Origin of the sequence: Streptococcus sanguinis (genome assembly GCF_019928825.1) — a bacterium.
Lineage (GTDB): Bacteria > Bacillota > Bacilli > Lactobacillales > Streptococcaceae > Streptococcus > Streptococcus sanguinis_L.
The window spans coordinates 29,581-55,161 of the sequence record NZ_JAHZOP010000004.1; the positions used below are offsets into that span (position 1 = coordinate 29,581).

Annotated in this window: 30 protein-coding genes; 27 read left to right on the forward strand and 3 right to left on the reverse strand. The window is 42.3% G+C overall.

Annotated features, from left to right (window positions below; translation table 11 throughout):
- Positions 1–177 precede the first annotated feature (177 nt).
- The 25 genes from K1J09_RS08280 (at position 178) to K1J09_RS08400 (ending at position 21,243) form a co-directional block, all read left to right on the forward strand.
- Positions 178–378, forward strand: a complete 201-nt coding sequence (locus tag K1J09_RS08280) for a F0F1 ATP synthase subunit C (RefSeq protein ID WP_002897908.1) — start codon at positions 178–180, stop codon at positions 376–378.
- A gap of 35 nt (positions 379–413) precedes the next feature.
- Entirely contained in the window at positions 414–1,130 is a 717-nt protein-coding gene (atpB, locus tag K1J09_RS08285) for a F0F1 ATP synthase subunit A (RefSeq protein ID WP_002897906.1), read from the forward strand.
- Positions 1,131–1,148: 18 nt separating this feature from the next.
- A complete protein-coding gene (gene atpF / locus K1J09_RS08290) occupies positions 1,149–1,643 on the forward strand; it encodes a F0F1 ATP synthase subunit B (RefSeq protein ID WP_223323414.1) in 495 nt (164 codons plus the stop codon).
- Positions 1,643–2,179 carry a F0F1 ATP synthase subunit delta gene (locus K1J09_RS08295; protein ID WP_223323417.1) on the forward strand — a complete coding sequence of 179 codons (537 nt, stop codon included), beginning with the start codon at positions 1,643–1,645 and terminating at the stop codon, positions 2,177–2,179. Before atpF ends, K1J09_RS08295 begins: the two co-directional genes overlap by 1 nt.
- Before the next feature lie 15 nt (positions 2,180–2,194).
- Positions 2,195–3,700: a F0F1 ATP synthase subunit alpha gene (atpA, locus tag K1J09_RS08300; RefSeq protein WP_223323419.1), complete on the forward strand. Its 1,506-nt coding sequence runs from the start codon at positions 2,195–2,197 to the stop codon at positions 3,698–3,700.
- A 15-nt stretch (positions 3,701–3,715) separates the two neighbouring features.
- The gene (locus K1J09_RS08305) at positions 3,716–4,597 is read left to right on the forward strand and encodes a F0F1 ATP synthase subunit gamma (RefSeq protein ID WP_002895995.1); all 882 of its coding nucleotides are present in this window, start codon (positions 3,716–3,718) and stop codon (positions 4,595–4,597) included.
- A 38-nt stretch (positions 4,598–4,635) separates the two neighbouring features.
- On the forward strand, positions 4,636–6,042 hold the full coding sequence (atpD, locus tag K1J09_RS08310; protein ID WP_002895993.1) for a F0F1 ATP synthase subunit beta: 1,407 nt from the start codon (positions 4,636–4,638) through the stop codon (positions 6,040–6,042).
- A gap of 7 nt (positions 6,043–6,049) precedes the next feature.
- The gene (locus tag K1J09_RS08315; protein ID WP_202617589.1) at positions 6,050–6,472 is read left to right on the forward strand and encodes a F0F1 ATP synthase subunit epsilon; all 423 of its coding nucleotides are present in this window, start codon (positions 6,050–6,052) and stop codon (positions 6,470–6,472) included.
- A gap of 174 nt (positions 6,473–6,646) precedes the next feature.
- The gene (locus K1J09_RS08320) at positions 6,647–6,877 is read left to right on the forward strand and encodes a DUF1146 family protein (RefSeq protein WP_223323420.1); all 231 of its coding nucleotides are present in this window, start codon (positions 6,647–6,649) and stop codon (positions 6,875–6,877) included.
- A gap of 67 nt (positions 6,878–6,944) precedes the next feature.
- Positions 6,945–8,225, forward strand: a complete 1,281-nt coding sequence (murA, locus tag K1J09_RS08325) for a UDP-N-acetylglucosamine 1-carboxyvinyltransferase (protein ID WP_223323422.1) — start codon at positions 6,945–6,947, stop codon at positions 8,223–8,225.
- On the forward strand, positions 8,218–8,400 hold the full coding sequence (locus K1J09_RS08330; RefSeq protein ID WP_002917490.1) for a DNA-directed RNA polymerase subunit beta: 183 nt from the start codon (positions 8,218–8,220) through the stop codon (positions 8,398–8,400). Before murA ends, K1J09_RS08330 begins: the two co-directional genes overlap by 8 nt.
- A gap of 58 nt (positions 8,401–8,458) precedes the next feature.
- Positions 8,459–9,319 carry a DNA/RNA non-specific endonuclease gene (locus tag K1J09_RS08335; RefSeq protein WP_049547466.1) on the forward strand — a complete coding sequence of 287 codons (861 nt, stop codon included), beginning with the start codon at positions 8,459–8,461 and terminating at the stop codon, positions 9,317–9,319.
- Between the two features lie 177 nt (positions 9,320–9,496).
- Positions 9,497–10,216: a matrixin family metalloprotease gene (locus K1J09_RS08340; RefSeq protein ID WP_049547465.1), complete on the forward strand. Its 720-nt coding sequence runs from the start codon at positions 9,497–9,499 to the stop codon at positions 10,214–10,216.
- A 4-nt stretch (positions 10,217–10,220) separates the two neighbouring features.
- The gene (locus K1J09_RS08345) at positions 10,221–10,586 is read left to right on the forward strand and encodes a hypothetical protein (RefSeq protein WP_049547464.1); all 366 of its coding nucleotides are present in this window, start codon (positions 10,221–10,223) and stop codon (positions 10,584–10,586) included.
- 100 nt (positions 10,587–10,686) lie between these two features.
- On the forward strand, positions 10,687–12,582 hold the full coding sequence (locus tag K1J09_RS08350; protein WP_223323424.1) for an ABC-F family ATP-binding cassette domain-containing protein: 1,896 nt from the start codon (positions 10,687–10,689) through the stop codon (positions 12,580–12,582).
- 160 nt (positions 12,583–12,742) lie between these two features.
- On the forward strand, positions 12,743–13,300 hold the full coding sequence (locus K1J09_RS08355; RefSeq protein ID WP_223323426.1) for a hypothetical protein: 558 nt from the start codon (positions 12,743–12,745) through the stop codon (positions 13,298–13,300).
- Positions 13,301–13,388: 88 nt separating this feature from the next.
- On the forward strand, positions 13,389–14,132 hold the full coding sequence (locus K1J09_RS08360; protein WP_223323485.1) for a hypothetical protein: 744 nt from the start codon (positions 13,389–13,391) through the stop codon (positions 14,130–14,132).
- 90 nt (positions 14,133–14,222) lie between these two features.
- Complete coding sequence (locus K1J09_RS08365) at positions 14,223–14,885, forward strand: hypothetical protein (RefSeq protein WP_223323427.1); 663 nt, start codon at positions 14,223–14,225, stop codon at positions 14,883–14,885.
- Between the two features lie 10 nt (positions 14,886–14,895).
- Positions 14,896–15,174: a DUF4176 domain-containing protein gene (locus K1J09_RS08370; RefSeq protein WP_002910176.1), complete on the forward strand. Its 279-nt coding sequence runs from the start codon at positions 14,896–14,898 to the stop codon at positions 15,172–15,174.
- 369 nt (positions 15,175–15,543) lie between these two features.
- Complete coding sequence (locus tag K1J09_RS08375) at positions 15,544–16,209, forward strand: hypothetical protein (RefSeq protein WP_223323429.1); 666 nt, start codon at positions 15,544–15,546, stop codon at positions 16,207–16,209.
- A 28-nt stretch (positions 16,210–16,237) separates the two neighbouring features.
- A complete protein-coding gene (locus K1J09_RS08380) occupies positions 16,238–17,137 on the forward strand; it encodes a hypothetical protein (protein WP_002910171.1) in 900 nt (299 codons plus the stop codon).
- Positions 17,130–18,038 carry a hypothetical protein gene (locus tag K1J09_RS08385; protein WP_002910170.1) on the forward strand — a complete coding sequence of 303 codons (909 nt, stop codon included), beginning with the start codon at positions 17,130–17,132 and terminating at the stop codon, positions 18,036–18,038. Before K1J09_RS08380 ends, K1J09_RS08385 begins: the two co-directional genes overlap by 8 nt.
- Positions 18,031–18,918, forward strand: coding sequence for a hypothetical protein (locus tag K1J09_RS08390; RefSeq protein WP_223323431.1), 888 nt, complete (start codon positions 18,031–18,033; stop codon positions 18,916–18,918). Before K1J09_RS08385 ends, K1J09_RS08390 begins: the two co-directional genes overlap by 8 nt.
- Positions 18,919–19,119: 201 nt before the next feature.
- Positions 19,120–19,983, forward strand: coding sequence for an Rgg family transcriptional regulator (locus K1J09_RS08395; protein ID WP_223323432.1), 864 nt, complete (start codon positions 19,120–19,122; stop codon positions 19,981–19,983).
- 78 nt (positions 19,984–20,061) lie between these two features.
- Entirely contained in the window at positions 20,062–21,243 is a 1,182-nt protein-coding gene (locus K1J09_RS08400) for an MFS transporter (protein ID WP_317627837.1), read from the forward strand.
- A gap of 14 nt (positions 21,244–21,257) precedes the next feature.
- Here the strand turns inward: K1J09_RS08400 and K1J09_RS08405 are convergent, their stop codons facing one another.
- From K1J09_RS08405 to murT, 3 genes are read right to left on the reverse strand one after another with little or no spacing between them, the layout of a single operon-like run.
- Complete coding sequence (locus K1J09_RS08405) at positions 21,258–21,515, reverse strand: LapA family protein (RefSeq protein ID WP_223323437.1); 258 nt, start codon at positions 21,513–21,515, stop codon at positions 21,258–21,260.
- A gap of 18 nt (positions 21,516–21,533) precedes the next feature.
- Entirely contained in the window at positions 21,534–22,319 is a 786-nt protein-coding gene (gene gatD, locus K1J09_RS08410) for a lipid II isoglutaminyl synthase subunit GatD (protein WP_223323439.1), read from the reverse strand.
- Positions 22,319–23,662, reverse strand: coding sequence for a lipid II isoglutaminyl synthase subunit MurT (murT, locus tag K1J09_RS08415; protein ID WP_223323441.1), 1,344 nt, complete (start codon positions 23,660–23,662; stop codon positions 22,319–22,321). The genes gatD and murT overlap by 1 nt, the downstream gene beginning before the upstream one ends.
- A 232-nt stretch (positions 23,663–23,894) precedes the next feature.
- Here murT and cdaA point away from each other — a divergent pair, with 232 nt between their 5' ends.
- Complete coding sequence (gene cdaA / locus K1J09_RS08420; protein WP_223323442.1) at positions 23,895–24,743, forward strand: diadenylate cyclase CdaA; 849 nt, start codon at positions 23,895–23,897, stop codon at positions 24,741–24,743.
- Positions 24,731–25,495 carry a CdaR family protein gene (locus K1J09_RS08425; RefSeq protein WP_176693545.1) on the forward strand — a complete coding sequence of 255 codons (765 nt, stop codon included), beginning with the start codon at positions 24,731–24,733 and terminating at the stop codon, positions 25,493–25,495. Before cdaA ends, K1J09_RS08425 begins: the two co-directional genes overlap by 13 nt.
- The last annotated feature ends 86 nt before the right edge of the window (positions 25,496–25,581 follow it).

Genomic DNA, 25,581 nt, shown 5'->3' on the forward strand with positions numbered 1-25,581 from the left:
CTTATTTATATAGCAGAATAGTTTGTATGTTGATAATTATTCAATTGATTTTGGTAAAAAATTTTATATAACAAAAGAAAAAAACAAAAAACGCTTACAAGTGTGTAAAAGATTGACTATTCGATATTTTAGGAGTAAACTAAGGAAGTAATTAAAAAATATTAAGGAGAAGTCATCATGAATTTAACATATTTAGGACTTTGTTTTGCCTGCTTTGGCGTATCAATTGCTGAAGGTTTGATTATGAGTAATTTATTTAAGGCAGCGTCTCGTCAGCCAGAAATGATTGGTCAATTGAGAAGCCTCCTAATCTTGGGAATTGCCTTTGTCGAAGGTACTTTCTTTGTAACGCTGGCTATGGCCTTTGTTATCAAATAAGAAAGAATTCTCTTTAGAAAAGGGGGTGTCATCTGTTGGAAGAAAGTATCAATCCAACTATCAATGTCGGTCCTGTGACCTTTGATTTGACCCTGCTGGCCATGACTCTGCTGACGGTGTTTGTAACTTTTGGACTTGTTTATTGGGCAAGTCGAAAGATGACGATTAAGCCGTCAAGAAAGCAGAATGCTTTGGAATATATCTATGATTTTGTCATTGATTTTACCAAGGGAAACGTTGGCGAGCATTATATGAAGAATTACTCGCTTTTTCTATTCTCCCTCTTTCTTTTCGTGGCTGTGGCGAATAACTTGGGATTGATGGCTAAGGTTCAGACAACCAATGGCTTTAATCTCTGGACATCGCCGACAGCCAATCTCGCTTTTGACCTGGGCTTCTCTCTTTTGGTGACGATTTTCTGTCATGTTGAAGGAGTTCGACGTCAAGGGATAAAAGGATATCTAAAAGGTTTTGTGACTCCGGGTATCATGACACCCATGAATATCTTGGAAGAATTTACCAATTTTGCTTCTCTAGCCTTGCGGATTTATGGAAACATTTTTGCAGGTGAAGTATTGGCTGGTTTGCTCTTGACTTGGGCACATCAAGCGGCGTATTGGTATCCGATTGCCTTTATTATGAACATGGTTTGGACTGGTTTTTCCATCTTTATTTCCTGTATCCAAGCCTATGTTTTTACCATGCTAACATCTATGTATCTTGGTAAAAAAATTAATGGTGAGGTAGAATAAAAAGAAAGGATAGATAAAATGAATATAACCGTAGGTGAAATTATTGGCAACTTTATCTTTATTGCCGGCTCCTTTCTTCTTTTAGTATTTCTCATTAAGAAGTTTGCTTGGGGCAATATTATCGGGATTTTAGATCAGCGTGCTCAAAAGATTTCAGACGATATTGACGGTGCGGAATCGGCCCGTAAGAAAGCTGAAGACTTGGCGCAAAAGCGCGAGGAAGCTCTGGCAGGTAGTCGGGTCGAAGCAGTTTCTATCGTTGAGACTGCTAAGGAGACAGCTGAAAAGAACAAGGCTGGAATCCTAGCTGATGCAGCAGAAGAAGCAGGACGTCTGAAGGCTAAAGCCAATCAGGAAATTGCCCAAAATAAGGCAGAGACTATGAGCAGCATCAAAGGAGAAGTGGCTGACTTGACAGTGACTCTGGCTAGTAAGATTTTGAGTCAGGAGCTGGATAAGGAAGCTCAGAGCGAGCTCATTGATCGCTATATCAAACAGTTAGGAGATGCCTGATGGATAAGAAGCAATATGCAATCATTGAGAAATATGCTTTGCCTTTTGTTCAGACGGTCTTTGAAAAAGGTCAGCAAGAAGATGTTTTTGAAAAACTGAGTCAGATTAAGGCTGTTTTCGAGGAGACCGGCCTTGCTGACTTTTTGTCACATATCGGCATCAGTGACCGCGAGAAAGAAGAGAGTCTGCGGCTCTTTCAAAACTCAGGTTCGCAGCTGCTTGATAATTTGATTGAAATTGTCATTCTCAATCATCGTGAGGACCTCTTTTATGAGATTGTGCTGGAGAGTCAGCACCAGCTTGAAAAGATCAGCAATGAGTTTGAGGTGACGCTGCGCTCTGTTCAGCCTTTGACAGCCAGTCAGAAGGAGAAGATTCGGCCGATTATTGAGCAGAAGATGGGTCTAAAAGTCCGCTCGCTCAAGGAAGAATTGGACAGCAGCTTAATTGGCGGCTTTGTCATTTCTGCCAATAACAAAATAATTGATGCAAGCATAAAACGTCAATTGCAAGTCGTAAAAGAAAAATTGAAATAGAAAGTGGTGTGAATTTTGGCGATTAACGCACAAGAAATCAGCGCTTTAATTAAGCAACAAATTGAAAATTTCCAGCCAAATTTTGACGTCACAGAAACAGGGGTCGTCACTTATATTGGTGATGGAATCGCGCGCGCTCATGGACTGGATAAGGCTATGAGCGGAGAGCTCTTAATCTTTGAAAATGGCTCTTATGGTATGGCGCAAAATTTAGAGTCAACCGATGTTGGGATTATCATCTTGGGAGACTTTACAGACATTCGTGAGGGAGATACCATTCGTCGGACTGGTAAAATCATGGAAGTTCCTGTAGGAGAGGCCTTGATTGGGCGGGTTGTTGATCCGCTGGGTCGTCCTGTTGATGGACTTGGTGACATTGTCACGGATAAGACACGTCCAGTTGAAACGCCAGCTCCAGGTGTCATGCAGCGTAAGTCAGTATCTGAGCCTTTACAGACAGGTCTCAAGGCTATTGATGCCTTGGTTCCGATTGGCCGCGGCCAGCGGGAGCTGATTATCGGAGACCGTCAGACTGGGAAGACGACCATTGCCGTTGATGCCATCCTGAACCAAAAAGGTCAGGATATGATTTGTATCTATGTGGCCATTGGTCAGAAAGAATCTACAGTCCGTACGCAGGTAGAAACGCTCCGTCAGTATGGTGCTTTGGACTATACGATTGTCGTGACAGCCTCTGCTTCACAGCCGTCGCCCTTGCTTTTCCTAGCGCCTTATGCTGGTGTAGCGATGGCAGAAGAGTTCATGTATAATGGCAAGCATGTTTTGATTGTCTATGATGACTTGTCTAAGCAGGCTGTAGCCTACCGTGAACTGTCCCTCTTGCTCCGTCGTCCGCCAGGCCGTGAGGCCTTTCCAGGAGATGTTTTCTATCTGCATAGCCGTCTCTTGGAGCGTTCGGCCAAGGTTTCTGATGAGTTGGGCGGAGGTTCGATTACAGCTCTGCCATTTATTGAAACGCAGGCAGGAGACATTTCGGCCTATATCGCGACCAACGTGATTTCAATCACTGACGGACAAATTTTCCTCAGCGACAGCCTGTTCAATGCTGGGGTACGTCCAGCCATTGATGCGGGTTCTTCTGTATCACGGGTTGGGGGCTCAGCTCAAATCAAGGCTATGAAGAAAGTAGCTGGAACCCTGCGTATCGACCTGGCTTCTTATCGTGAGCTGGAGGCCTTTACTAAGTTTGGTAGTGATTTGGATGCAGCAACGCAGGCCAAGCTCAATCGTGGCCGCAGGACTGTAGAAGTCTTGAAGCAGCCGATTCATGAGCCGCTGCCAGTTGAAAAGCAGGTGGTGATTCTCTATGCTTTGACCCATGGTTTCTTAGACAGTGTGCCGGTAGATGATATTTTGCGCTTTGAGTCAGAATTATTTGCCTATTTTGATGCACATCAAGAAAGCATTTATGAAACCATTCGGACAACGAAAGACCTTCCAAGTGAGGAAGTCTTGGATGCTGCCATTACTGAGTTTATTGACCAGTCTAGCTTCAAATAAGAATAGAGGTGTCAGATGGCAGTTTCATTAAATGATATTAAAAATAAAATTGCATCCACGAAAAACACCAGTCAAATCACCAATGCCATGCAGATGGTTTCTGCTGCTAAGCTGGGAAAGTCTGAGGAAGCAGCTAAGAACTTTCAGGTCTATGCCCAGAAAGTGCGTAAGTTAGTTACGGATATGCTGCATGGCCACGAGGCAGAAAATGCGCGTCATCACTCGATGCTAATCAGTCGGCCAGTCAAGAAATCAGCTTATATTGTCATTACTTCTGACCGCGGGCTGGTAGGTGGCTATAATGCGACCATTCTCAAGGCTTTGATGGAGCTGAAAGCTGAGTACCATCCGACAGGAGAGGACTTTGAAGTCATCTGTATCGGAAGTGTCGGTGCTGATTTCTTCCGAGCTCGGGGCATTCAGCCAGTTTATGAACTGCGTGGTCTAGCCGACCAGCCTAGCTTTGATGAGGTTCGTAAAATCATTAGCAAGACCATTGAGATGTATCAGAATGAGCTCTTTGATGAGCTCTATGTCTGCTATAACCACCATGTCAACAGTCTGACCAGTCAGATGCGGGTGGAGCAGATGCTGCCAATTATTGACTTGGACCCCAATGAAGCTGATGAAGATTATACGCTGAATCTGGAACTGGAGTCCAGTCGGGATTCTATCCTGGACCAACTGCTGCCCCAGTTTGCAGAGAGCATGATTTACGGTGCCATTATTGATGCCAAAACGGCTGAGAATGCTGCCGGCATGACTGCTATGCAGACAGCGACAGACAATGCTAAAAAGGTCATCAGTGATTTGACTATTCAGTACAACCGCGCTCGGCAGGCTGCCATTACGCAGGAAATTACTGAAATCGTGGCGGGTGCAAGTGCGCTTGAATAAGGCCACAAATGAATTAGAAATTAAACGAGGGAAAAAACATGAGCTCAGGCAAAATTGCTCAGGTTATCGGGCCGGTCGTAGACGTTGCGTTTGCTGCTGGAGACAAACTACCTGAGATAAATAATGCACTTGTAGTCTATAAAAATGATGAGAAAAAATCAAAAATCGTCCTTGAAGTAGCTCTTGAGCTTGGTGACGGTGTGGTGCGGACCATTGCCATGGAGTCGACCGATGGTTTGACACGTGGTTTGGAGGTCTTGGATACTGGTCGTCCGATTTCTGTGCCGGTCGGCAAGGAAACTCTGGGCCGAGTGTTCAATGTCCTAGGAGACACTATTGACTTGGATGCGCCTTTTGCAGAGGATGCAGAGCGCCAGCCGATTCATAAGAAGGCGCCGACCTTTGATGAACTATCGACTTCATCAGAAATCCTGGAAACAGGAATCAAGGTTATCGACCTGCTAGCTCCTTATCTGAAAGGTGGAAAGGTTGGACTCTTTGGCGGTGCCGGAGTAGGGAAAACAGTCTTGATTCAGGAATTGATTCACAACATTGCCCAAGAGCACGGTGGGATTTCTGTCTTCACAGGTGTTGGTGAACGGACGCGTGAAGGGAATGACCTCTACTGGGAAATGAAAGAGTCTGGCGTTATCGAAAAGACGGCTATGGTCTTTGGTCAGATGAATGAACCGCCAGGAGCTCGGATGCGGGTTGCCCTTACCGGACTGACTATTGCGGAATATTTCCGTGATGTGGAAGGTCAGGACGTGCTGCTCTTTATTGACAACATCTTCCGCTTTACGCAGGCTGGTTCTGAGGTATCTGCCCTTTTGGGCCGCATGCCATCAGCCGTTGGTTACCAACCAACACTTGCTACAGAAATGGGACAACTTCAAGAGCGTATCACATCAACCAAGAAAGGTTCCGTTACTTCAATCCAGGCTATCTATGTGCCAGCGGATGACTATACTGACCCAGCGCCAGCGACAGCTTTTGCTCACTTGGACTCTACGACCAACCTAGAACGGAAATTGGTTCAGCTGGGGATTTATCCAGCCGTGGATCCCTTGGCTTCCAGCTCTCGTGCCCTTTCTCCTGAGATTGTCGGAGAAGAGCACTATGCAGTGGCTGCAGAGGTTAAGCGGGTCTTGCAACGTTATCATGAATTGCAGGATATCATTGCTATCCTTGGTATGGATGAGTTGTCTGACGATGAGAAGACTCTGGTAGCGCGTGCGCGGCGGATCCAGTTCTTCCTGTCACAGAACTTCAATGTGGCGGAGCAATTTACCGGCCAGCCAGGCTCTTATGTACCAGTAGCAGAAACGGTTCGTGGTTTCAAAGAAATCCTTGAAGGTAAGCACGATAAGCTGCCGGAAGATGCCTTCCGTGGTGTGGGCTCCATCGAGGATGTATTGGCCAAGGCTGAGAAAATGGGATTCTAAGAGGTGAATGATGGCTCAAATGACAGTACAAATCGTGACACCGGATGGTCTTATTTATGATCACCATGCTGCATTTGTTTCCGTAAAGACCATTGATGGTGAGCTGGGGATTTTGCCCCGCCACATCAATACCATCGCTGTTTTAGAAGTGGATCAGGTTAAGGTGCGCCGGGTTGATGATGACAAGCATATCGACTGGATTGCGGTCAACGGCGGAATCATTGAAATTGCAGACAATGTCATTACCATTGTGGCGGACTCAGCTGAGCGTGAACGAGATATTGATATCAGTCGAGCTGAGAGAGCTAAGCTCCGAGCTGAGCAAGAAATCGAAGAAGCCCATGATAAGCATTTGATTGACCAAGAACGCCGGGCTAAGATTGCCCTGCAGCGGGCAATCAACCGGATCAATGTCGGAACAAGAATCTAAGAAGCTATTCTTCTCTGGAGATAGAAGTCATCCTTCATCTGACGAGATTTGGTTTCATGAATACAAACTGAACACGCAAAACTGGGGCAGGAATGTCTCAGTTTTTTTTCCAAAGAAAAAGGGCAGGACTGTTTAGTTCGTCTCTTACTCGGGTCTTGTGGTATAATAAAAGTTATGGTAGAAGTTGTTTTTAAATTATGCAGTCATTTGCTCTTTATTTTCTTTGTCTTTCATCTGCTGTCAACGGTTGTTGAGTGGGAGAGATTTTTCAAGGTTAATGCCGATAATGCGGTGAAGATTCGCTTTTTGATTCTCTTGTTTAGCATTGCCTTGGGCTATTTAGTCAGCCTTTTCTTCATTGGTATTTACGATATGAGTCGGGCGATTTTTAATGGTACTTTATAAGGTCATATTTTTGATTTTATGGTATGATAGTATGGATGATTTTAAAAATTTAGAGTAAGGAATCGGTATGGAAAAAATTATTATTCAAGGTGGAGATAATCGTTTAGTCGGAAAGGTCAAGATTGAAGGAGCAAAAAATGCGGTGCTGCCTCTTTTAGCAGCGACAGTATTGGCCAGCGAGGGCAAGTCTGTTTTGAAAAATGTTCCGGTCTTGTCTGATGTCTTTACCATGAACAATGTGGTCCGCGGTTTAAACACTCAGGTGGATTTTAATCAGGAAGAAAATACAGTTGTTGTGGATGCCACCCAGCCCTTGTCTGAGGAGGCACCTTACAAATACGTCAGTAAAATGCGGGCGTCTATCGTTGTTTTGGGGCCAGTCCTGGCTCGTAATGGTCATGCTAAGGTTTCTATGCCGGGCGGCTGCACGATTGGCAGTCGGCCTATTGACTTGCACCTAAAAGGTCTTGAAGCCATGGGAGCTCAGATTACCCAGACAGCGGGTTACATAGAAGCGAAGGCAGAGCGGCTCAAGGGGGCACACATTTACATGGACTTTCCCAGTGTGGGAGCAACGCAAAACATCATGATGGCCGCAACGCTGGCTCAAGGTACAACAGTGATTGAAAATGCTGCTCGGGAGCCTGAAATCGTTGACCTAGCCCTCTTTTTGAATGAAATGGGAGCCAAGGTCAGAGGAGCAGGTACCGAAACTTTGACTATTGTCGGAGTGGATCAGCTGCGGGGTGCCAAGCATAATGTGGTTCAAGACCGTATCGAAGCAGGAACTTTTATGGTTGCTGCAGCTATGACCAGCGGTGACCTGCTGATTGAGGATGCCATTTGGGAGCACAATCGTCCCCTGCTTTCCAAAATGCAGGAAATGGGAGTGGAAGTGACAGAGGAAGATGAAGGGATTCGGATTCGTTCTGATGTTTCGAAGCTGAGACCGGTTTCGGTCAAGACTCTTCCTTATCCGGGCTTCCCTACCGACATGCAGGCTCAGTTTACAGCGCTGATGGCTATGGCCAAGGGCGAGTCTACGATGATTGAGACTGTCTTTGAGAACCGCTTCCAGCATCTAGAGGAAATGCGTCGGATGGGGCTGCACTCTGATATCATGCGTGACACAGCTCGCATCTGGGGTGGCGGCAGTCTTCAGGGAGCTGAAGTCATGTCAACAGACCTCCGAGCTAGTGCGACTTTGATTCTGATGGGCTTGATTGCCGAAGGCGAGACCAAGGTCAGCAAGCTGGTACACTTAGACCGAGGCTACTATAAATTCCATGAGAAATTGGCAGCCTTGGGAGCCAAAGTGAAGCGTGTAAAGGAAGAAGACGATGAGTGAAAATCTTAAATATTTAGGCCGGCAGATTGGCCTTGTTTTACTGGTTCTTTTGGTAGCTGTGATTCTCTTTTTCGTGGCTCTGATGATTGGCTATAATGTTATCGGAAACGGTAAGGGCTCTATCTGGTCACCAGAAACCTGGCAAGAATTGATCGGGAAGTTTACTGGAAACTAGCTCCTAGTCGAAAAGACTGGCTGAAATGAATCCAGTTTGCTAAGTTGAAAGAAAAAAGATGAAAAGAAAGACTAGTCAGAAAAGGAATTCTAAGAGCCTGCAAGGCTGGGCTGGGCTGACTCTGGCTTTGATTTTAGCTCTGGCTGGCTATTTCTGGGGACAGGAAGGTCAGCAGCCACTTCAGAGTCCAAATTCAGAAATCAGGGTTGGGCAAGTCCAAGATCAGGGCACCCCTAGCCAGGAATTGGCTGAGAGCGTTCTGACGGATGCTGTCCGAGCTCAGCTCAAAGGCAGCATTGAATGGAATGGAGCTGGTGCCTTTATTGTGAATGGAAATAAGACAGACTTGGATGCGGGGATTTCTAGCAAACCCTACGCTGACAATAAGACCAAGCTTGTACAAGGGCAACCACTTCCGACAGTGGCGAATGCCTTTTTATCCAAGTCTACCCGCCAGTACAAAAAACGGGAAGAAACTGGAAATGCCAACACTTCATGGGTACCGGCAGGCTGGCATCAACTCAAGAACCTCCCTGGTGAGTACAATCATGCTGTGGACAGAGGACATCTCTTGGCCTATTCGCTGATTGGTGGTTTGAAGGGCTTTGATGCTTCTACTAGCAATCCTGCCAATATTGCTGTGCAGACAGCTTGGTCCAACCAAGCCAATGAAGCGGATTCGACAGGGCAGAATTACTATGAGACAAAGATCCGTAAGGCCCTTGATAAGAACAAGCGAGTGCGCTACCGGGTAACCTTGATTTATGCCACGGAGACTGATTTAGTACCGGTTGGGTCACATTTAGAGGCCAAATCTAGCGATGGTAGTTTGGAATTTAATGTCTTTATTCCGAATGTGCAAAAAGGGATTCGCCTGGACTATAATAGTGGCAGGGTCAGTCAGGAGACGGGTTCTTAATTTTATACTCAAAAATGGATTTGCAAAGAGTATTCAACAGTATGAAAAGAAATGGTTGCAGATTTGTAGTCATTTTCTTTTATACTAATAGATAAGAAGAAGGCGAATTTTTCAGCCTTCTTTAAGAAAGCGGTGATAAAATCAACGTTCTCTTACAATCTAGTAAAGGAGGTTGCGATGGGACTTATTTTTAAAAGCATCCGATTCCTCATGCGTCTGATTGGGCGCGTGGTTTGGGGACTTGCCTGGTCCTTTGTCCTGAGCTTTATGGTTATTGTCGGAATTTTCTATTTTACCACTTCGACAAAATCGGGTACAGAGGGACTGACGCAGGCTGTTCAGACAGTTGTTGGCAGAGTAGATCAATTTTTAAATCACCAAGGTATTTCCACAGGGCTTCACAGCAGTGAGGAGACGCAGACGGATCAGCTGACAGATGAGCATGCAACAACAGGGGCTCGTTGGGATCAGCCAAGCGCCACGATTTATATCGATACAAATAATGAAACCTTCCGTTCAGCCTATAAGGAGGCTATTGATTCTTGGAATCAAACAGGTGCCTTCACCTTTCAAATCATCAATGACAAAGACAAGGCGGACATTGTCGCGACGGAGATGAACGATGGCAACATCAGTGCAGCTGGTGAAGCTGAGTCGCAGACCAACCTCCTAACCAAGCGGTTTACCCATGTCACGGTTCGCCTTAACAGTTACTACCTGCTGGACAGTCGCTATGCTTATTCTCATGAGCGGATTGTCAATACAGCAGCGCACGAATTGGGCCATGCTATCGGATTAGACCATAATGAGGAGGAATCAGTGATGCAGTCAGCAGGCTCATTTTACAGTATCCAGCCGACAGATATCCAGGCTGTAAAAGACTTGTATCAATCGTAAGCCTATGTTAAAATCTGTTTTTTACTTGATTCGACACTTTCCAGAGCAAGTTTTTCTCTTTGTTTTTAACTCAGGAATCTTTGTCTGGCTATGGAAAAGTGGCAATGAGATTGCCAACCAGCTAGGAGTGACAGCGGCTTGGGAAAATCATGTTCCGGCGCCCATTCAGGTCTTCTTCGGTCAGAATGTTGAGGCAGTTCAGGGCTTTTTTCACAATTCCGCCTTTATGTGGCTAGTCGGATCCATGATTATCCTTCTGGCTATTCGTATAATCAAGGGAATGATTAAATTTGTTGTCTTTGTAGTTCTGATTCTGCTGGGAATTTATCTGATTTTGCAGAATCAATCTATTCTCAATAGTTTTATGTAAGGCAGTCAGCTATGGCTGTCTTTTTTCTTTTGGGGGAGCTGAGTTCGCTTTCTCTTGAATTCTGATAGCTGTGCTTCTGGAAATTTGCTATAATGGTCTTATGATTATTTTACAAGCAAGCAAGATTGAGCGCTCTTTTGCAGGGGAGCTTCTTTTTGACAATATTAACCTGCAGGTGGATGAGGGTGACCGGATTGCCCTCGTCGGTAAAAATGGAGCTGGGAAGTCAACCCTTCTCAAGATTTTGGTGGGCGAGGAAGAGCCTACTTCTGGTCAGATCAATAAAAAACGAGACCTGTCTCTGTCCTATCTGGCTCAGGACAGCCGCTTTGAGTCGAAGAATACTATCTACGACGAGATGCTGCTGGTCTTTGATAGCCTGCGTCAGCAAGAGAAGCGCTTGCGGCAGATGGAGTTGCAAATGGGAGAATTGTCAGGGGAAGACCTGACTGCTCTCATGACCCAGTATGACCAGCTGTCAGAGGATTTTCGCCAGAAAGGTGGTTTTACCTACGAGGCTGATATTCGAGCGATTTTGAATGGCTTCAAGTTTGACCAGTCCATGTGGCAGATGAAGATTTCTGAGTTGTCGGGCGGGCAGAATACCCGTCTGGCGCTGGCTAAGATGCTTTTGGAAAAGCCAGAGCTGCTGGTCTTGGACGAGCCGACCAACCACTTGGATATTGAGACCATTGCCTGGCTGGAGACTTACTTGATTAACTACAGCGGTGCCCTGATCATCGTCAGCCATGACCGCTATTTCCTAGATAAGGTTGCGACTATCACGCTGGATTTGACCAAGCATTCCTTGGATCGCTATGTGGGCAATTACTCTAGCTTTGTGGTCCAAAAGGAGCAAAAGTTAGCCACTGAAGCCAAGAACTATGAAAAGCAACAGAAAGAAATCGCTGCGCTGGAGGACTTTGTCAATCGCAATTTAGTCCGGGCTTCCACAACCAAGCGGGCTCAGTCCCGCCGTAAGCAGCTGGAAAAGATGGAGCGTTTGGACAGGCCGGAGACCGCCAGTCGATCGGCTAATATGACCTTCAAATCGGATAAGGTTTCGGGCAATGTTGTTCTGACCTTGGAAGATGCAGCTATTGGCTATGGTGAGGAAGTGCTGTCGGAGCCGATTAACCTTGATATTCGCAAGTTTAATGCGGTAGCTATTGTCGGACCAAATGGGATTGGAAAGACGACTCTGATTAAATCACTAATCGGGCAAGTACCCTTCATCAGAGGCAAGGAACAGCTTGGGGCTAATGTGGAAGTGGGCTACTATGACCAGACCCAGAGTAAACTGACTGCCAGCAATACGGTACTTGATGAGCTATGGAATGACTTCAAGCTGACACCAGAGGTCGAGATTCGCAATCGCTTAGGCGCTTTCCTCTTCTCGGGAGACGATGTCAAGAAGTCTGTCGGCATGTTATCGGGTGGAGAGCGGGCGCGGCTGCTTCTAGCCAAGCTGTCTATGGAAAACAACAACTTTCTCATCCTAGACGAGCCGACCAACCACCTGGACATTGACAGCAAGGAAGTGCTGGAAAATGCCCTGATTGACTTTGACGGCACCCTGCTCTTTGTTAGCCACGACCGTTACTTTATCAATCGCGTAGCCACTCAGATTATCGAGCTCTCTGAGACAGGCTCTACCCTTTATCTGGGTGATTATGACTATTATCTGGAGAAAAAGGCAGAGCAGGAAGCCTTGCGTGAGGAGACGGAGCAAGCCAGTCCTGACAAGTCAGCACCTGCCAATGACTATCAGCTTCAAAAGGAAAACCAGAAAGAACAGCGCCGGCTGGCCCGCCGCCTAGAGCAATTGGAAGCGCAAATCGAGGACTTGGACAGTCAGATCAGTCAGCTTCAGGAAGCCATGGAGGCCACTAATGACGCCACCGAACTCATGGAGAGCCAGCAGCAAATTGACCAGCTGACCGCCGCCCAAGAAGAAGCTATGCTAGAGTGGGAAGAACTGGCGGAGAAGGTGTAGGAGGATCCAATCGAACCTGTGCAAGAATGCCTAGTTTCCGTTGGAAATGAGCTTCTTAGAGCTTACAGGAAAAATTAAATTGATATTCAATGTGGTTCAGTTATCGTATTACTAAAGATTTTGATGACTGAATCGTTTTATTTAAGAAAAATAGGAGAAAATGATGGATTTTGTAATAATTTTTATTGTCTTAATGCTAGCAATTTTTGCTTTCGTAGGTTGGATAGTTTATTGGGCGATTAGTCATTCCGCCAAAAAGAATAAAGTATACCAAGCCTTCGCTTCCGAGCACGGCTATCAATTTGACAAAGCACAAGGTAACGATTATTACAGAGATTACTCTAAGCAAAAAACAAGTAATGACCTGACACTGAAACTTTTTCAGAATCCTTATGTAGCAAAATACGCTAATTTTAGTCATTATCCATTTGGTCGTGGAAATCTAGTAAAAGTTGCCTATGTAATTTCAGGTAACTACAATGGTTCTCATTTTCGGGCTTTCACCTATCATTTTGAGGGGAATGCAATTGAGAATTCTGGTCCCGGTGGTGTTTTCAGCATTGTTATGATTCAGTGCCCCGATGAACCTAAAGGTCAGCTTTCAGAGCAAATGTTTTATGAAAATGGAATGCTCTGTGAATACCTTCGAGAAAATTTGAATGTAGAAGACCTTCATGATAGAATTGAGAAATTGGCTTATATTGCAAACGCAAAATGAGTCTTCCTGGTTTTCAATCCAGAGATTTGGTAATAGGAAGTATATAGTTAAGTAGAAAGAGGCTAGAATGTTTTTTATAAGACGTCGTATGTTTTTTAATCAATATGGCGATAAAGCTATTTATTTTGATTGTAAGACCCACGAACTTTTAGAGGCACCAAAGAGTAAACTATTAGATACAGAGAAATCAAGCAGGATGAATCGGCATATACCTCTTTTAGTTGTCCTATTTTTGTCTAGTGGAGGAGGCCTAATTTCTTTCTTTAGATTGTTCTTACATGGAACATATACCATGACAACTTTTTGGAGTGTTATTCTTATTTGGATAGCAGAGTTTGCCTTTATTACTATCCTCGTAGAACGCGCCTTGTACCGAAATGTCAATAGAGCAGAAGTCACCTCTCAAACGGTTTGTCGGGTGATTATGGAAAAGTCAGACGAAGCCAAGGAAGTGGAGGCAGAGATGGAGATGAGTGAAAAAGATAGCCGCAATGCTACACGCTTGATAAGAGGTTTAATTTTTCTAGTACCCTTGGTTGGATTCTTCTATGCCTATGATTTTATTTTTAATTATCAAGACTTGTTAGGTAATCCTATTGGAGGAGAAATATTTAAAATTATTGCAACTGGACTTTTATTAGGTATTTCTTTCGTATTATATAATCAGAACAATCTTCCCAAGAGTTTTGATATATTGGATTTATTCCGTGCTGGAAAACTTAATGTGATATGTAGAGCTGACGACGATCCTGATGTCTATCTAGAAGTTAGTGTCGGATCGGATGGAGCTATCGTGACAAAAGAGCTACATGATTATAAAGCTGGGGCTTAGCTGATTTGAAATTGAATAAAGGTCAGTGAAGCAGTAGAGATTATAAAGTTTAGTAATAGAACTTCAATAAGTAATTAGAAAGAGGTTAGAATGTTTTTTCTTAGACGTCGTCGAGTATTTATTGGCGAGTGTGATGGTCAGGCGGTCTATTATGACCAGCAGACTGGAGAGGCTTTAGCAGCTCCCAAAAGTTTCCTGCTCAATACGGAAGGTGCTTATAAGACCAATGCTTACATTCCTGAAATGGTTATTTTTCTAATGGCTGGTGGACCTGGTCTCTATGGCTTCCTTTCAGCCTTGGATATTGGTGTCTATAACTGGACTAGTTTGAGCTATGTGTTACTATTGTGGCTGGCTGAGTTTCTATTGTTTACCGCAATTCTTGAGCGAGGACTTTATAAAAATGTGCGCAAGGCTCAGCCGACAACAGAGAAGGTGTTTTATTATGCAGTGTCACATAATTTGATGGTGAGGGATGAACATTTTGATCCAGCTGAGGCATCTGCTACAATCTATCGAATAACTCGTTACATTATACTTGCCTTTGCTATCTATTTTTTGTACGTTTTTTACGACTGTACTCAAAAATTTGGACAACCGATCGAACGAGGCTATGATTTTTGGGGAGCAGGTTTAATGTTCTTCATGCTTTTTTTGGTGTACAACCAAAACAATCCGGTTCGCTTTGTGAAGATTATGAAGCTATACAGCCAAGGGAAAGTGCGTTTTAGGGAAGAAGGAGAAAACAAATAAAATTTTACATTTGGGTTCGGTAGTAACCCTTAAAAACGGCGATGATACAGAAGTGATGATTGTTTCACAGGCTAGTGTAATCGAAGTGGAAGATGGACGAGGAGGGACTAAGAGTGTCTATTTTGACTGCGGTTCAGTAGTTATTCCGAATGGGAGGCAAACACCAGATAATTTGTTCTTTTTCAATAGAGAAAATGTTAAAGGATATAGAAATGAAGACGAAGAGGCTTTTGAAGAGCATTACGAAACTTGGATGAAGTCAACAGATGTTCTAAAAGGTTCTATTTAATATGGTATGAGAAGAATCGCTTGAGTCAAAGCGATTTTTTATTTATCGGCCTCCAGATTCATGGTATAATTAAGAGCAGATGGCTTTGTTTTTCTATACCGCATAGGGAAGGTAGATTGAAAGAGGTTTATGAACAAAAGACAGCCTTGTTTAATTCAAAAACCTCCATCAATGCTTAGCTTGAGACAGCTAAGACCTCTTTTATAAATTTGATACATTTAGAAAGCCTCAAAGGAGAGGTGAAGGAAGCAATTAATGCAAAAATCACCAATCACCAAGTACCGCTATTGACAAATTTTTCGAATGTCTTAGCGGTTCTCTTAGCTCAGCACGAGAAAAGTATTAAGCAATTTCAATCAGAGGATAAGCATGTATAAAGAACGATATCACGGACCTTTAATTACTAATGGGGTTAGTTTAGGCTATATTAAGATTCTACCTTGGATTACACTGGCAATCTCTTTTATGGCATTTTTTGGGACGACTTTTATAGACCATGTTGGCATCTATAAGATCCTGTTCATAATTTGTATGTCCATTAGTGGTGTTGCAATTCCAATCTCTTTCTTTAATAATTTTATTCTAAAATTTAAAAGTTTCATCTATCTATTTGTTTCCATAACTGTTTTAGTTTTACTTGTTGACGTCAATTTTATAGGCTTGGTCATGCTAGTTGGTAATGGTGGGATATATTCAGGCTTGGCACTTGTTTATAATCTTTTAGCCTTTTGTATTTTTCTATTTTCATGCACTCTCTACTCTTGGTATTACCTTCCTAAAAATCAGGGGAAAATCTGGGCTTTCAACCGGTGGGAGACATATGGCGGCAAAGAAAAAGGTAGAAAGCAAGAACGGCTGTTCAACTTTGGAGTTGCTTTTGTAGCTGCCATGCTAGCACTAGCAATTCTTACTGGTTACAGTGAGAATGTTTTTGGTGTTTTCATTGGAATTTTGATGAACTTAACTTTCCCAGCTGTTATGATAGATGCTTTATATGCAGCAATCTATATAAGGACACATCCTGACTATGAATAGGTAAGGCACTAGGATTTGAGTGAAAAAAATGAAGAAAAGATCTATTTTTAATGCTAGTTTTGAAGAGAGTTTAAATCTGGAAGATGATGGGTTTCGAAAGTTGCAGCAAGAGCAGCATGATAAAACGTCTAACTATTTTAAAAAAGGAGGAGCATCTCTTTGGTTTCGAATTAGAAGTTTTATTTTAGGTTTAATTTTTCCTGTTGGATTTAACTTTATGTTGCTTGTTGTATCTATGGAATTTCATGAGAGTGAGACCCTGACTCTTCCGATATCTAAGCACGAGTCATTAACTGTAAATGTTTTTTTGATTTTACTTCTTATTTGGCTGTTCTTAGTCATTCTTGGAAAATTTACTAAACGAACTTATCTTTTACCATATCGTTATCAGCTTCATGTTTTTACATTTATGCTTTGGTTTTTATTGGAAATTGATTTAATCGTTTTTGACATTCTATTAGCAAATTTAGCATTTTGGGAAATTATTGCTATATATGGAGTAATAATGATCTTCACTTACATGATGTTTAGTATGGAGTTAACAGGATTAAGAAAGCTTATGTATGATGAGGATAGACAAGTGACTTTTCGTAATAAGATTGCTAAAATTATTTCTATTTACGGCATGGGGATTTTAGGGATTGGTATTATTATAAAATATATTTTCGGAAGCTTTACTGTAGATATTTCAAATTCCATGAAAGCATTTGGTTTTTTACTTCTATGGGTCTTTGCTAATATTGTGGTGATTGCAATAATTGTTTTTATAGGTTTACCATATTTTCTCCAAGCCTATTACAAATGGAAATATTCCGAAGAATATCGAGAATGGGAAGGTAAGTCCGTAGAGGAATGGTATGGGAAGAGGTACTTGAAAAAGCACCCTGAACTATTACAAAAGAAGATTGGAAATCAAAGTTATGACTAAAAAATCTATTTTTAAGGCTAGTTTTGAAGAGAGTTTGAATCTGGAAGATGATGGGTTTTTACAGTATCAGAAAAAAGATTATTATAATAAACTTGGGAAAGCTTTTAAGAAGGGGAAACCCTCCTTTTGGTTTAGCGTTCAAACCCTAATTTTTAGTTTATTGTTTCCGATAGGTGTAAATTTCATGTTATTTGTTTTTGCGATGTCCTTACATGATTCTGATCCTAAGGATTTAAGATTGCCTATTTCTCAACATCCTATACTAACAGTTGAAGTCTATTTAATTTGTTTATTAATTTGGCTGTTAATGGTATTAATGGGCAAATTCTTTAAACGGACTTATATTCTTCCTTATCGTTATCGCTTTCATATCATGACTTTTATGATATGGTTTATGTTAGAATTTAATTTGCTGGCAATCACTATATCTTTACCGGTATTATCAATATGGGGTATCTTGGCACTTTTTGGGTTTCTAGTATTGTTGACTTATTTAATGTTAAGCAGTGAAATTAGAAGTTTAAAAAAACGAATTTACGGGAATATTCAATCTCTTACTCTGCAGGATAAAATTGCCAATATGATATCTGTTTATGGAATGGGAATTTTGGGAATTGGTGTTATTATTAATTTTATTTTGAAAAGTTTTTCTATAAAATTTTCAACTTCTATAGAAGGCATGGGGCTATTCTTGACATGGATTATTTTGAATATCGTCCTAATTGCCATACTCATTTTTATGGAATTTCCTTTCTTTTTAGAAGCATTCTACAAATGGAAATATCCAGAAGAATACCGAGAATGGGAAGGCAAGTCCGTAGAGGAATGGTATGGGAAGAGGTACTTGAAAAAGCACCCTGAACTACTACAAAAGAAGATTGGTAATCAAACTTATGGATAAAAAATCTATTTTTAATGCTAGTTTTGAAGAGAGTTTAAATCTGGAAGATGATGGGTTTTTACAGTATCAGAAAAAAGATGTCTATAGCAAATTAGAAAAGTATTATAAAAAAGGCTACCCTTCTATAGGATTAAAAATTCAGAGTGTTATTCTGGCGTTGATATTTCCAATAAGTTTAAATTTCATGCTTTTAGTAATTTCTATTTATCTACATGATTCCAACCCAAAAGATTTAGCTGTTTCTATATCTAAAACTCCCTTATTGTCAGCTGAAATATATGTTTTATTCCTGTTTGTATGGTTACTCATTATCTTAGTTGGAAAGTTCATTAAAAGAAATTATTTATTACCCTATCGTTATCATTTCCATGTCATCACATTTCTAATTTGGCTTAGTCTTGAATTTAATCTGTTAGCTATTGATATATCATTACCAACTTTATCTATTTGGATGGTTGTTGCAATTTTTGTTTTTATTTCTATATTAGCCTATTTTATGTTTAGACTTGAAATTGAAAGTCTAAAAAAACTGATGTATGGTAATGGAAGTGGCTCTTCTCTTCGAAATAAAATTGTCAATAAGATAGCGATTTATGGAATGAGCTTTTTGGTAATTGGAGTAATTATAAACTTTATAATAAAGGGTTTTTCCATAAAATTTTCAACTTCGTTGGAAGGCTTAGGTCCTTTGATAACATGGATTATCCTAAATATTGCTGTGATTGCTATGCTAATTTACATCGAATTTCCTAGTTATTTACAAGCTTTCTACAAATGGAAATACCCCGAAGAATACCGTGAGTGGGAAGGCAAGTCTGTAGAGGAATGGTATGGAAAAAAATATTTAAAAAAACACAAGGATTTATTAAAAAACAGATGAAAAGAACGATTGGTATGGGTGGTAGGAATAAGTAGACAGGATTCTTAGAAGAATTTGCCTTTTCCGATTTTCAGCCGATAAGATTTTGACGAAAAGAGCTTCGTCTGAAAATAAAATCCGAACAAGGGGCAGTGAAGGTAGTTTTGAAAGAAGTAAGTAGGGAAGCGAAACAGCAATTAAAGGAATTGAAGTGGTAAACAAATGGAAGATTTAGGCAAAGTTTTTCGTGATTTTCGTTTAAATGGACGTTATTCATTGAAGGAAGCGGCGGGTCAGGTTTGCTCGACTTCTCAGCTGTCTCGTTTTGAGCTGGGTGAGTCGGACATGACCCTCTCGAAATTTTTAGATCTCTTGGATAATATTCATGTGACCCTTGAAAATTTTATGGACAAGGCTCGGAATTTCCAGCAGCATGAGCATGTGGCCATGATGGGTAAGATTATCCCTCTTTACTACTCAAATGACATCAAGGGATTTCAGGACTTGCAAGCGGAGCAGTTGGAAAAGGCCCAAGCTAGTAACACGCCTCTTTACTATGAGCTGAATTGGATTTTGATGCAGGGCTTGATTTGTCAGCGGGACAGTCAGTTTCGCATGAGGCAAGAGGATTTAGATAAGGTGGCTGATTATCTTTTCCAAGTGGAAGACTGGACTATGTATGAGCTGATTCTCTTTGGCAATCTCTATAGCTTTTATGATGTGGACTACGTCTACCGTCTGGGCAAGGAAGTTATGGAGCGGGAGGGCTACTACAAAGAAATCGGTCGCCATAAGAGACTAGTCTTGATTCTAGCTCTCAATTGTTACCAGCATTGTTTGGAAAGTCGTTCTTTTGATAAGGCTAGTTATTTTGAGGCTTACGTAGAGAAAATCATTGGCAAAGGCATCAAACTCTATGAACGCAATGTGTTCCTCTATCTCAAGGGTTTTGCGGCTTATCAGAAGGAGCAGAAGAAGCAGGGCATCAAGCAAATGCAGGAAGCCATGCATATCTTTGAAGTGCTGGAATTACCTGAGCAAGTCGCCTATTATCAAGAGCATTTCGAAAAGTTTGTAAAAGCATAATTTCCCAAATATGGGAAAAATAAAGAACCTCCTTTCATTCCTGATACAATAGTTTCAGAAATGAAAGGAGGTATTTTTATGAATCGACAGGCAGCACAGCTGATTACACGGGCTGCTATTAATAAAATTGGGAATATGCTTTACGATTATGGGAATAGCATCTGGCTTGCTTCTTTGGGAGCTCTGGGACAGACGGTCTTGGGCATTTACCAGATATCGGAGCTAGTCACTTCCATCTTATTCAATCCTTTTGGGGGAGCCATTACGGACCGCTTTTCCAGGCGTAAGGTTTTGATGGTAACAGATTTGATTTGTGCTGGTCTTTGTCTGCTGATTTCTTTTATATCTAATGACCAGCTCATGATTGGAGCACTGATTTTTGCCAATGTGGTTCAGGCTATAGCCTTTGCTTTTTCTAGGCCAGCTAATAAGTCTTATATTACCGAAATTGTGGACAAGGAAGACATCGTGGCCTACAATTCTCATCTGGAACTGGCCTTGCAGGTTATCAGTGTTTCAGCTCCAGTTTTGTCTTTTATCGTGATGCAGTATGCAAATCTTCGCGTGACTCTTCAGCTGGATGCGCTGAGCTTCTTTCTGGCTTTTGCCCTGGTTTATTTTCTGCCTAATCATGAGCCAAGCAAGCAAAAGTCGCCCATCAATCTTGGAAATATCCTGAGAGATATCAAGGAAGGTTTAGTTTATATCCGTCAGCAAAAAGAAATTTTCTTTCTGCTCTTGGTAGCTTCTGCAGTCAACTTTTTCTTTGCGGCTTTTAATTATCTATTGCCTTTTACCAATCAGCTCTACGGCAAGACCGGCTCTTATGCAACTATTTTGAGTTTGGGAGCTGTAGGCTCAATCGTTGGAGCTATTCTATCTAGCAAGGTTAAGGCCAGTATGGAAAATCTTCTTGTAGCTCTGCTATTGACTGGTGTTGGAGTCCTGGTCATGGGGATCTCTGCCTTGCTACCGGTTCATCCATATTTCTCCTATTCTGGTAATCTAATCTGCGAGCTTTTTATGACTGTTTTCAATATTCATTTCTTCAGCCAGGTTCAGACCAAGGTGGACAAGGAGTACCTAGGACGAGTTTTTTCGACTATCTATACGCTGGCAATTCTTTTCATGCCTCCTGCGACTTTTCTGATGACTCTTCTGCCGAGTGTCCGGACCCTTTCCTTTCTTCTGATTGGTTTCGGAGTGATGGGATTAGCTTTGATTTCCTACCTTTATCAAAAGAAAATAGAAAAAAACTAGGCTGGATTTTCAACCTAGTTTTCTGTATGGGAATTTTTAAGTGCTTCTTTGGTTTTCTTAAGCTCTTTTTTCAGTGAGAAATTTTTCAACATGCTGATGAGAAAGGTCGTAACAGAGCCTAGGAGCACTGAGACCAAAATCAATATGATTATGGGAAGTTTGAAGCTAAATAGGATAAAGCTAACATTGACACTCTGCATATTTGCCAAGGAAATACTGGCAACCAATAGAATGGTAATTAAAAGCAGAATATAATGCAATTTTTCTTTCATAGTGATTCTCCTGTTTATCTATTCAAACTCAGCCTTGCTTTTGATATCTCCGTATTCTTCTGGGATTTCTTGGGCAAGGATATCTTCATAAGCAGCCAGTTTAATATCTGAGCCATACTTATTTTTCAGAGCGGTAGTCACCAGACGGTAGGCCAAGTTTGCATTGCGGGACAAGATGGGACCATGGAAGTAGGAGCCAAAGACATTCTTATAGTGGACGCCTTCATTGCCGTCTTCTTGGTTGTTACCATTTCCATAGACGACTTTGCCCAGAGGTTTTTCGTCGTCAGAGAGGAAAGTCCGTCCTTGGTGATTTTCAAAGCCGTAGTAGGTTTCATCGAATTCATCATTATGAATCTTAATGTCACCGATATAGCGGTTTTTGGTCTGGTTGAGGGTGTAGTGGCCCATGATGCCCAGGCCTTCGATTCGACGGCCAGAAGCTTCGATATAGTATTGGCCTAAGAGTTGGAAGCCACCGCAGATAGCTAGCACAACGCCATTTTCATTGATAAAGCTTTCCAAAGCTTCTTTTTTAGCTGGCAAGTCACGAGCCACGATCGTTTGCTCGTAGTCTTGACCTCCGCCAAAGAAGACGATGTCGTAGTTGTCCTTGTCAAAGTCATCTTCTAGAGAGACGATATCGACTTCAACCCTAGCGCATAGCTTTTCAGCCACATACTTGAGCATGAGAACATTGCCGTTATCGCCGTAGGTATTCATGAGATTACCATAGAGGTGGGCAATCTTTACATCGTAACGGTAATCCTGGTTTTCAGGAGAAGTGAGGGATCTGTAAACCATTAGTTCATCTCCTTTCTGACCACTTGTCGATCTGCCAGTAGCTCGCGGAATTCCAGCATAGCAGTATAAGTTGCTAAGATATAGGCATGCTTGGTTTCTTGCTGCTCAATGGCCTTAAATACTGCTTCTAAATCTTTGACTTCAGTAATCTGATCTGCTGGATAGCCGGTTACCCGCAGTCGACGAGCAATCTCAGAGTGGCGCACACCACCTGCAATGACATGAGGAAGCTCCATCTCTAGAATCTTCTCAAAGTCAGCATCCCAGATCCAGCTGGTATCAATTCCGTCCGCATAGTTGGCGTTGAGCAGGACGGACAAACTAAAGTCAAAGGGTGCAAGTCCAATCATATCTAAAGCTTGGGTCGCCCCAACAGGATTTTTAATCAAGACTAAGGTACATTCCTTATCGCTGATTTTGAAAGTTTCCTGACGGCCAAAGACAGCTCGGCTCTTGTCAAAGCCAGCCTTGATAGTAGCCGGCTCAACACCAAAGAATTGAGCTACTGACACTGCTGCTAGAGCGTTATAGATATTGTAGAGACCGCCGATATTGATTTGATAGTCTTGTCCATCAATGGTAAAGGCAGAGCGGTTATGCTCAAGTGTTTTGAGAGCGGTCAGGCTGTAGTCAAGCTTAGGACGCTTGAAGCCACAGTCCTCACAGATATAAGCTCCCAGATTGGCATAGGTGTTGAGCTCATACTTGAGGATATGCTCGCACTTAGGACAGAGGATGCCCTCAGTATTGTAGTGAGCGAGCTGAGCCTGGCCTTTCTCGGTATCAAATCCATAGTAGCGAACAGGATTCTTCAGGCTTACTGAGTTAAAGAGGGGGCTGTCGCCATTCATCAGTACAGTCGCTTCAGGCACTTTAGCTGCAGCATCCAGAATCATCTGGTAGGTTGTGTAGATCTCCCCATAGCGGTCCATCTGGTCTCGGAATATATTGGTAAAGACGAAGAGGCTAGGCTTGATATAATCACAAATCCGAGATAGGCTGGCTTCGTCTATCTCCAGCACAGCGATATTCTTGCCAGATTTGCCTTTCTTAGCGGTTAGGAAGGTTGTGGTAATCCCCGTAATCATATTGGCACCGCTGGGATTGGTCACTACTTCTCCGAAGGCCTCCTTGAGAATGCCTACTGTCAGAGCTGTAGTCAGAGTTTTACCATTGGTTCCGGTAACAACCACGACCTCATAGTTCTTCGCTAGATTTTGTAAAATGTTTTTGTCAAATGTCAGGGCAACTTTCCCCGGCAGGGTCGATCCACGTCCCATTTTGCTGAGAACAAAGTGGGAGGACTTGCCTGCCAAGAGGCCCAATGCTGTATTTATCTTCATAAGAAATATTTTATCATAAAAAAGTAAAGAAGGTTACAGAAAAATATTGACAAACGTGATATAATGGGTTGGTAAGTCTTTAAGCATTAAGACCCACTGTAAAATAAAAAGAGAGAAGTTAATTGAGTGAACTCTAATTACAAGATAAAATCAGGCTGATACTGGATTTAATAAGTTCGATTTGTTGCTACAGCTGTTTGATTTTGTTTGTAGAGGAGTAGGAAGTCTAAGTATGAATTTTCAACAACTAACCAATCTCCAATATTGGGCCAGTTTGTTTTCTGACCCTTGGAGGATTGTAATTAATATTATTGACGTCGTTATCGTCGCATGGATTCTATATTATCTGATCAAGGCCATCGCTGGTACGAAGATTATGATTCTGGTCCGCGGGGTGCTCTTCTTTATCTTGGCACAGTTTTTTGCCAATATCATCGGCTTGACCACCATTTCTTGGCTGATTAATCAGGTCATCACTTATGGGGTCATTGCGGCTGTGGTGATTTTCTCGCCTGAGATTCGGGCAGGATTGGAAAAGCTGGGCCGAGCAACGGATATTTTTTCTACGACGCCCATCAGTAACGAAGAAAAAATGGTTCAGGCCTTTGTCAAGTCTGTTGCCTATATGAGTCCGCGGAAAATCGGGGCTTTGGTGGCCATTCAGGGAACCCGCACCTTGCAGGAGTACATTGCAACAGGGATCACTTTGGATGCAGATGTGTCCGGAGAGCTGCTAATCAATATTTTCATCCCCAATACGCCATTGCACGATGGAGCTGTCATTATAAAAAACAATAAGATTGCGGCTTCCTGTGCCTACCTGCCTCTGACAGAAAGCAGCGGCATCTCTAAGGAGTTTGGAACCCGGCACCGCGCAGCTATTGGCCTGTCTGAAGTATCTGATGCGTTTACTTTTGTCGTTTCAGAAGAAACAGGTGGGATTTCCACTACGCACAATGGAATTTTCAAGCATGATCTGACTTTGGATGAGTTTGAGATAGAGCTGAGAAAGGTCTTCTTATCAGAGCAGGAAAAGCCAGCAGGTTTGAAAAAACGCTTCATGGGAGGATGGAAGAAATGAAAAAACGTAAAAAAATTCTTTATATCATCTCTTCGTTTTTCTTTGCCCTAGTGCTTTTTGTCTATGCAACCTCTAGCAGTTATCAAAACAATACTGGAGTTCGACAGGTCACATCTGAAACTTATACCAATACGGTTTCCAATGTGCCAATTGATATCAAATATGACAGCGAGAATTACTTTATCAGCGGCTTCACTTCTGAAGTTTCCGTCGCCCTGACAGGCTCCAACCGGGTCAATCTAGCCAGTGAAATGCAGGAAAGTACTCGGAAGTTTCGAGTTGTAGCTGATCTTTCTAAGGCTACAGAGGGAACAGTAGAAATTCCGCTAAAGGTTGAAAACCTGCCAAGCGGTCTGACTGCTACAGTCACTCCCCAGAAGATTTCTGTTAAGATTGGTAAAAAAGCCAGCAAGAAGGTTGAAGTCCGCTATCTCATCACAGACAGCCAGGTGGCTGAAAATGTGTCTATCAGTGGTGTGACCTTGGAAAATAAGGAAGCTACAGTAACTAGTGACGAGGAGACCCTGTCTAAGATTGAATATGTCGTGGCTATTCTCCCGACCAATGTCATTATCACTGGCAACTACAGCGGGACAGCGCCGCTGCAGGCTGTTGATGGACAGGGAAATGTCATGCCAAGCGTGGTGACACCATTTGAAACGACTATGCGTGTCAACACTAAAACAGCAGACAACTCAGGCTCGTCCTCCTCTAACAGTAGCTCAAATACGAGCTCATCAAATAAAAACTAAATAAAATTTTGAAAATAAACTTGGATTAAAGCGGTCTGCCTCGCTTGTAGCCTAAATCTTTACATCCAAGTCTTATGAAAGGAAAC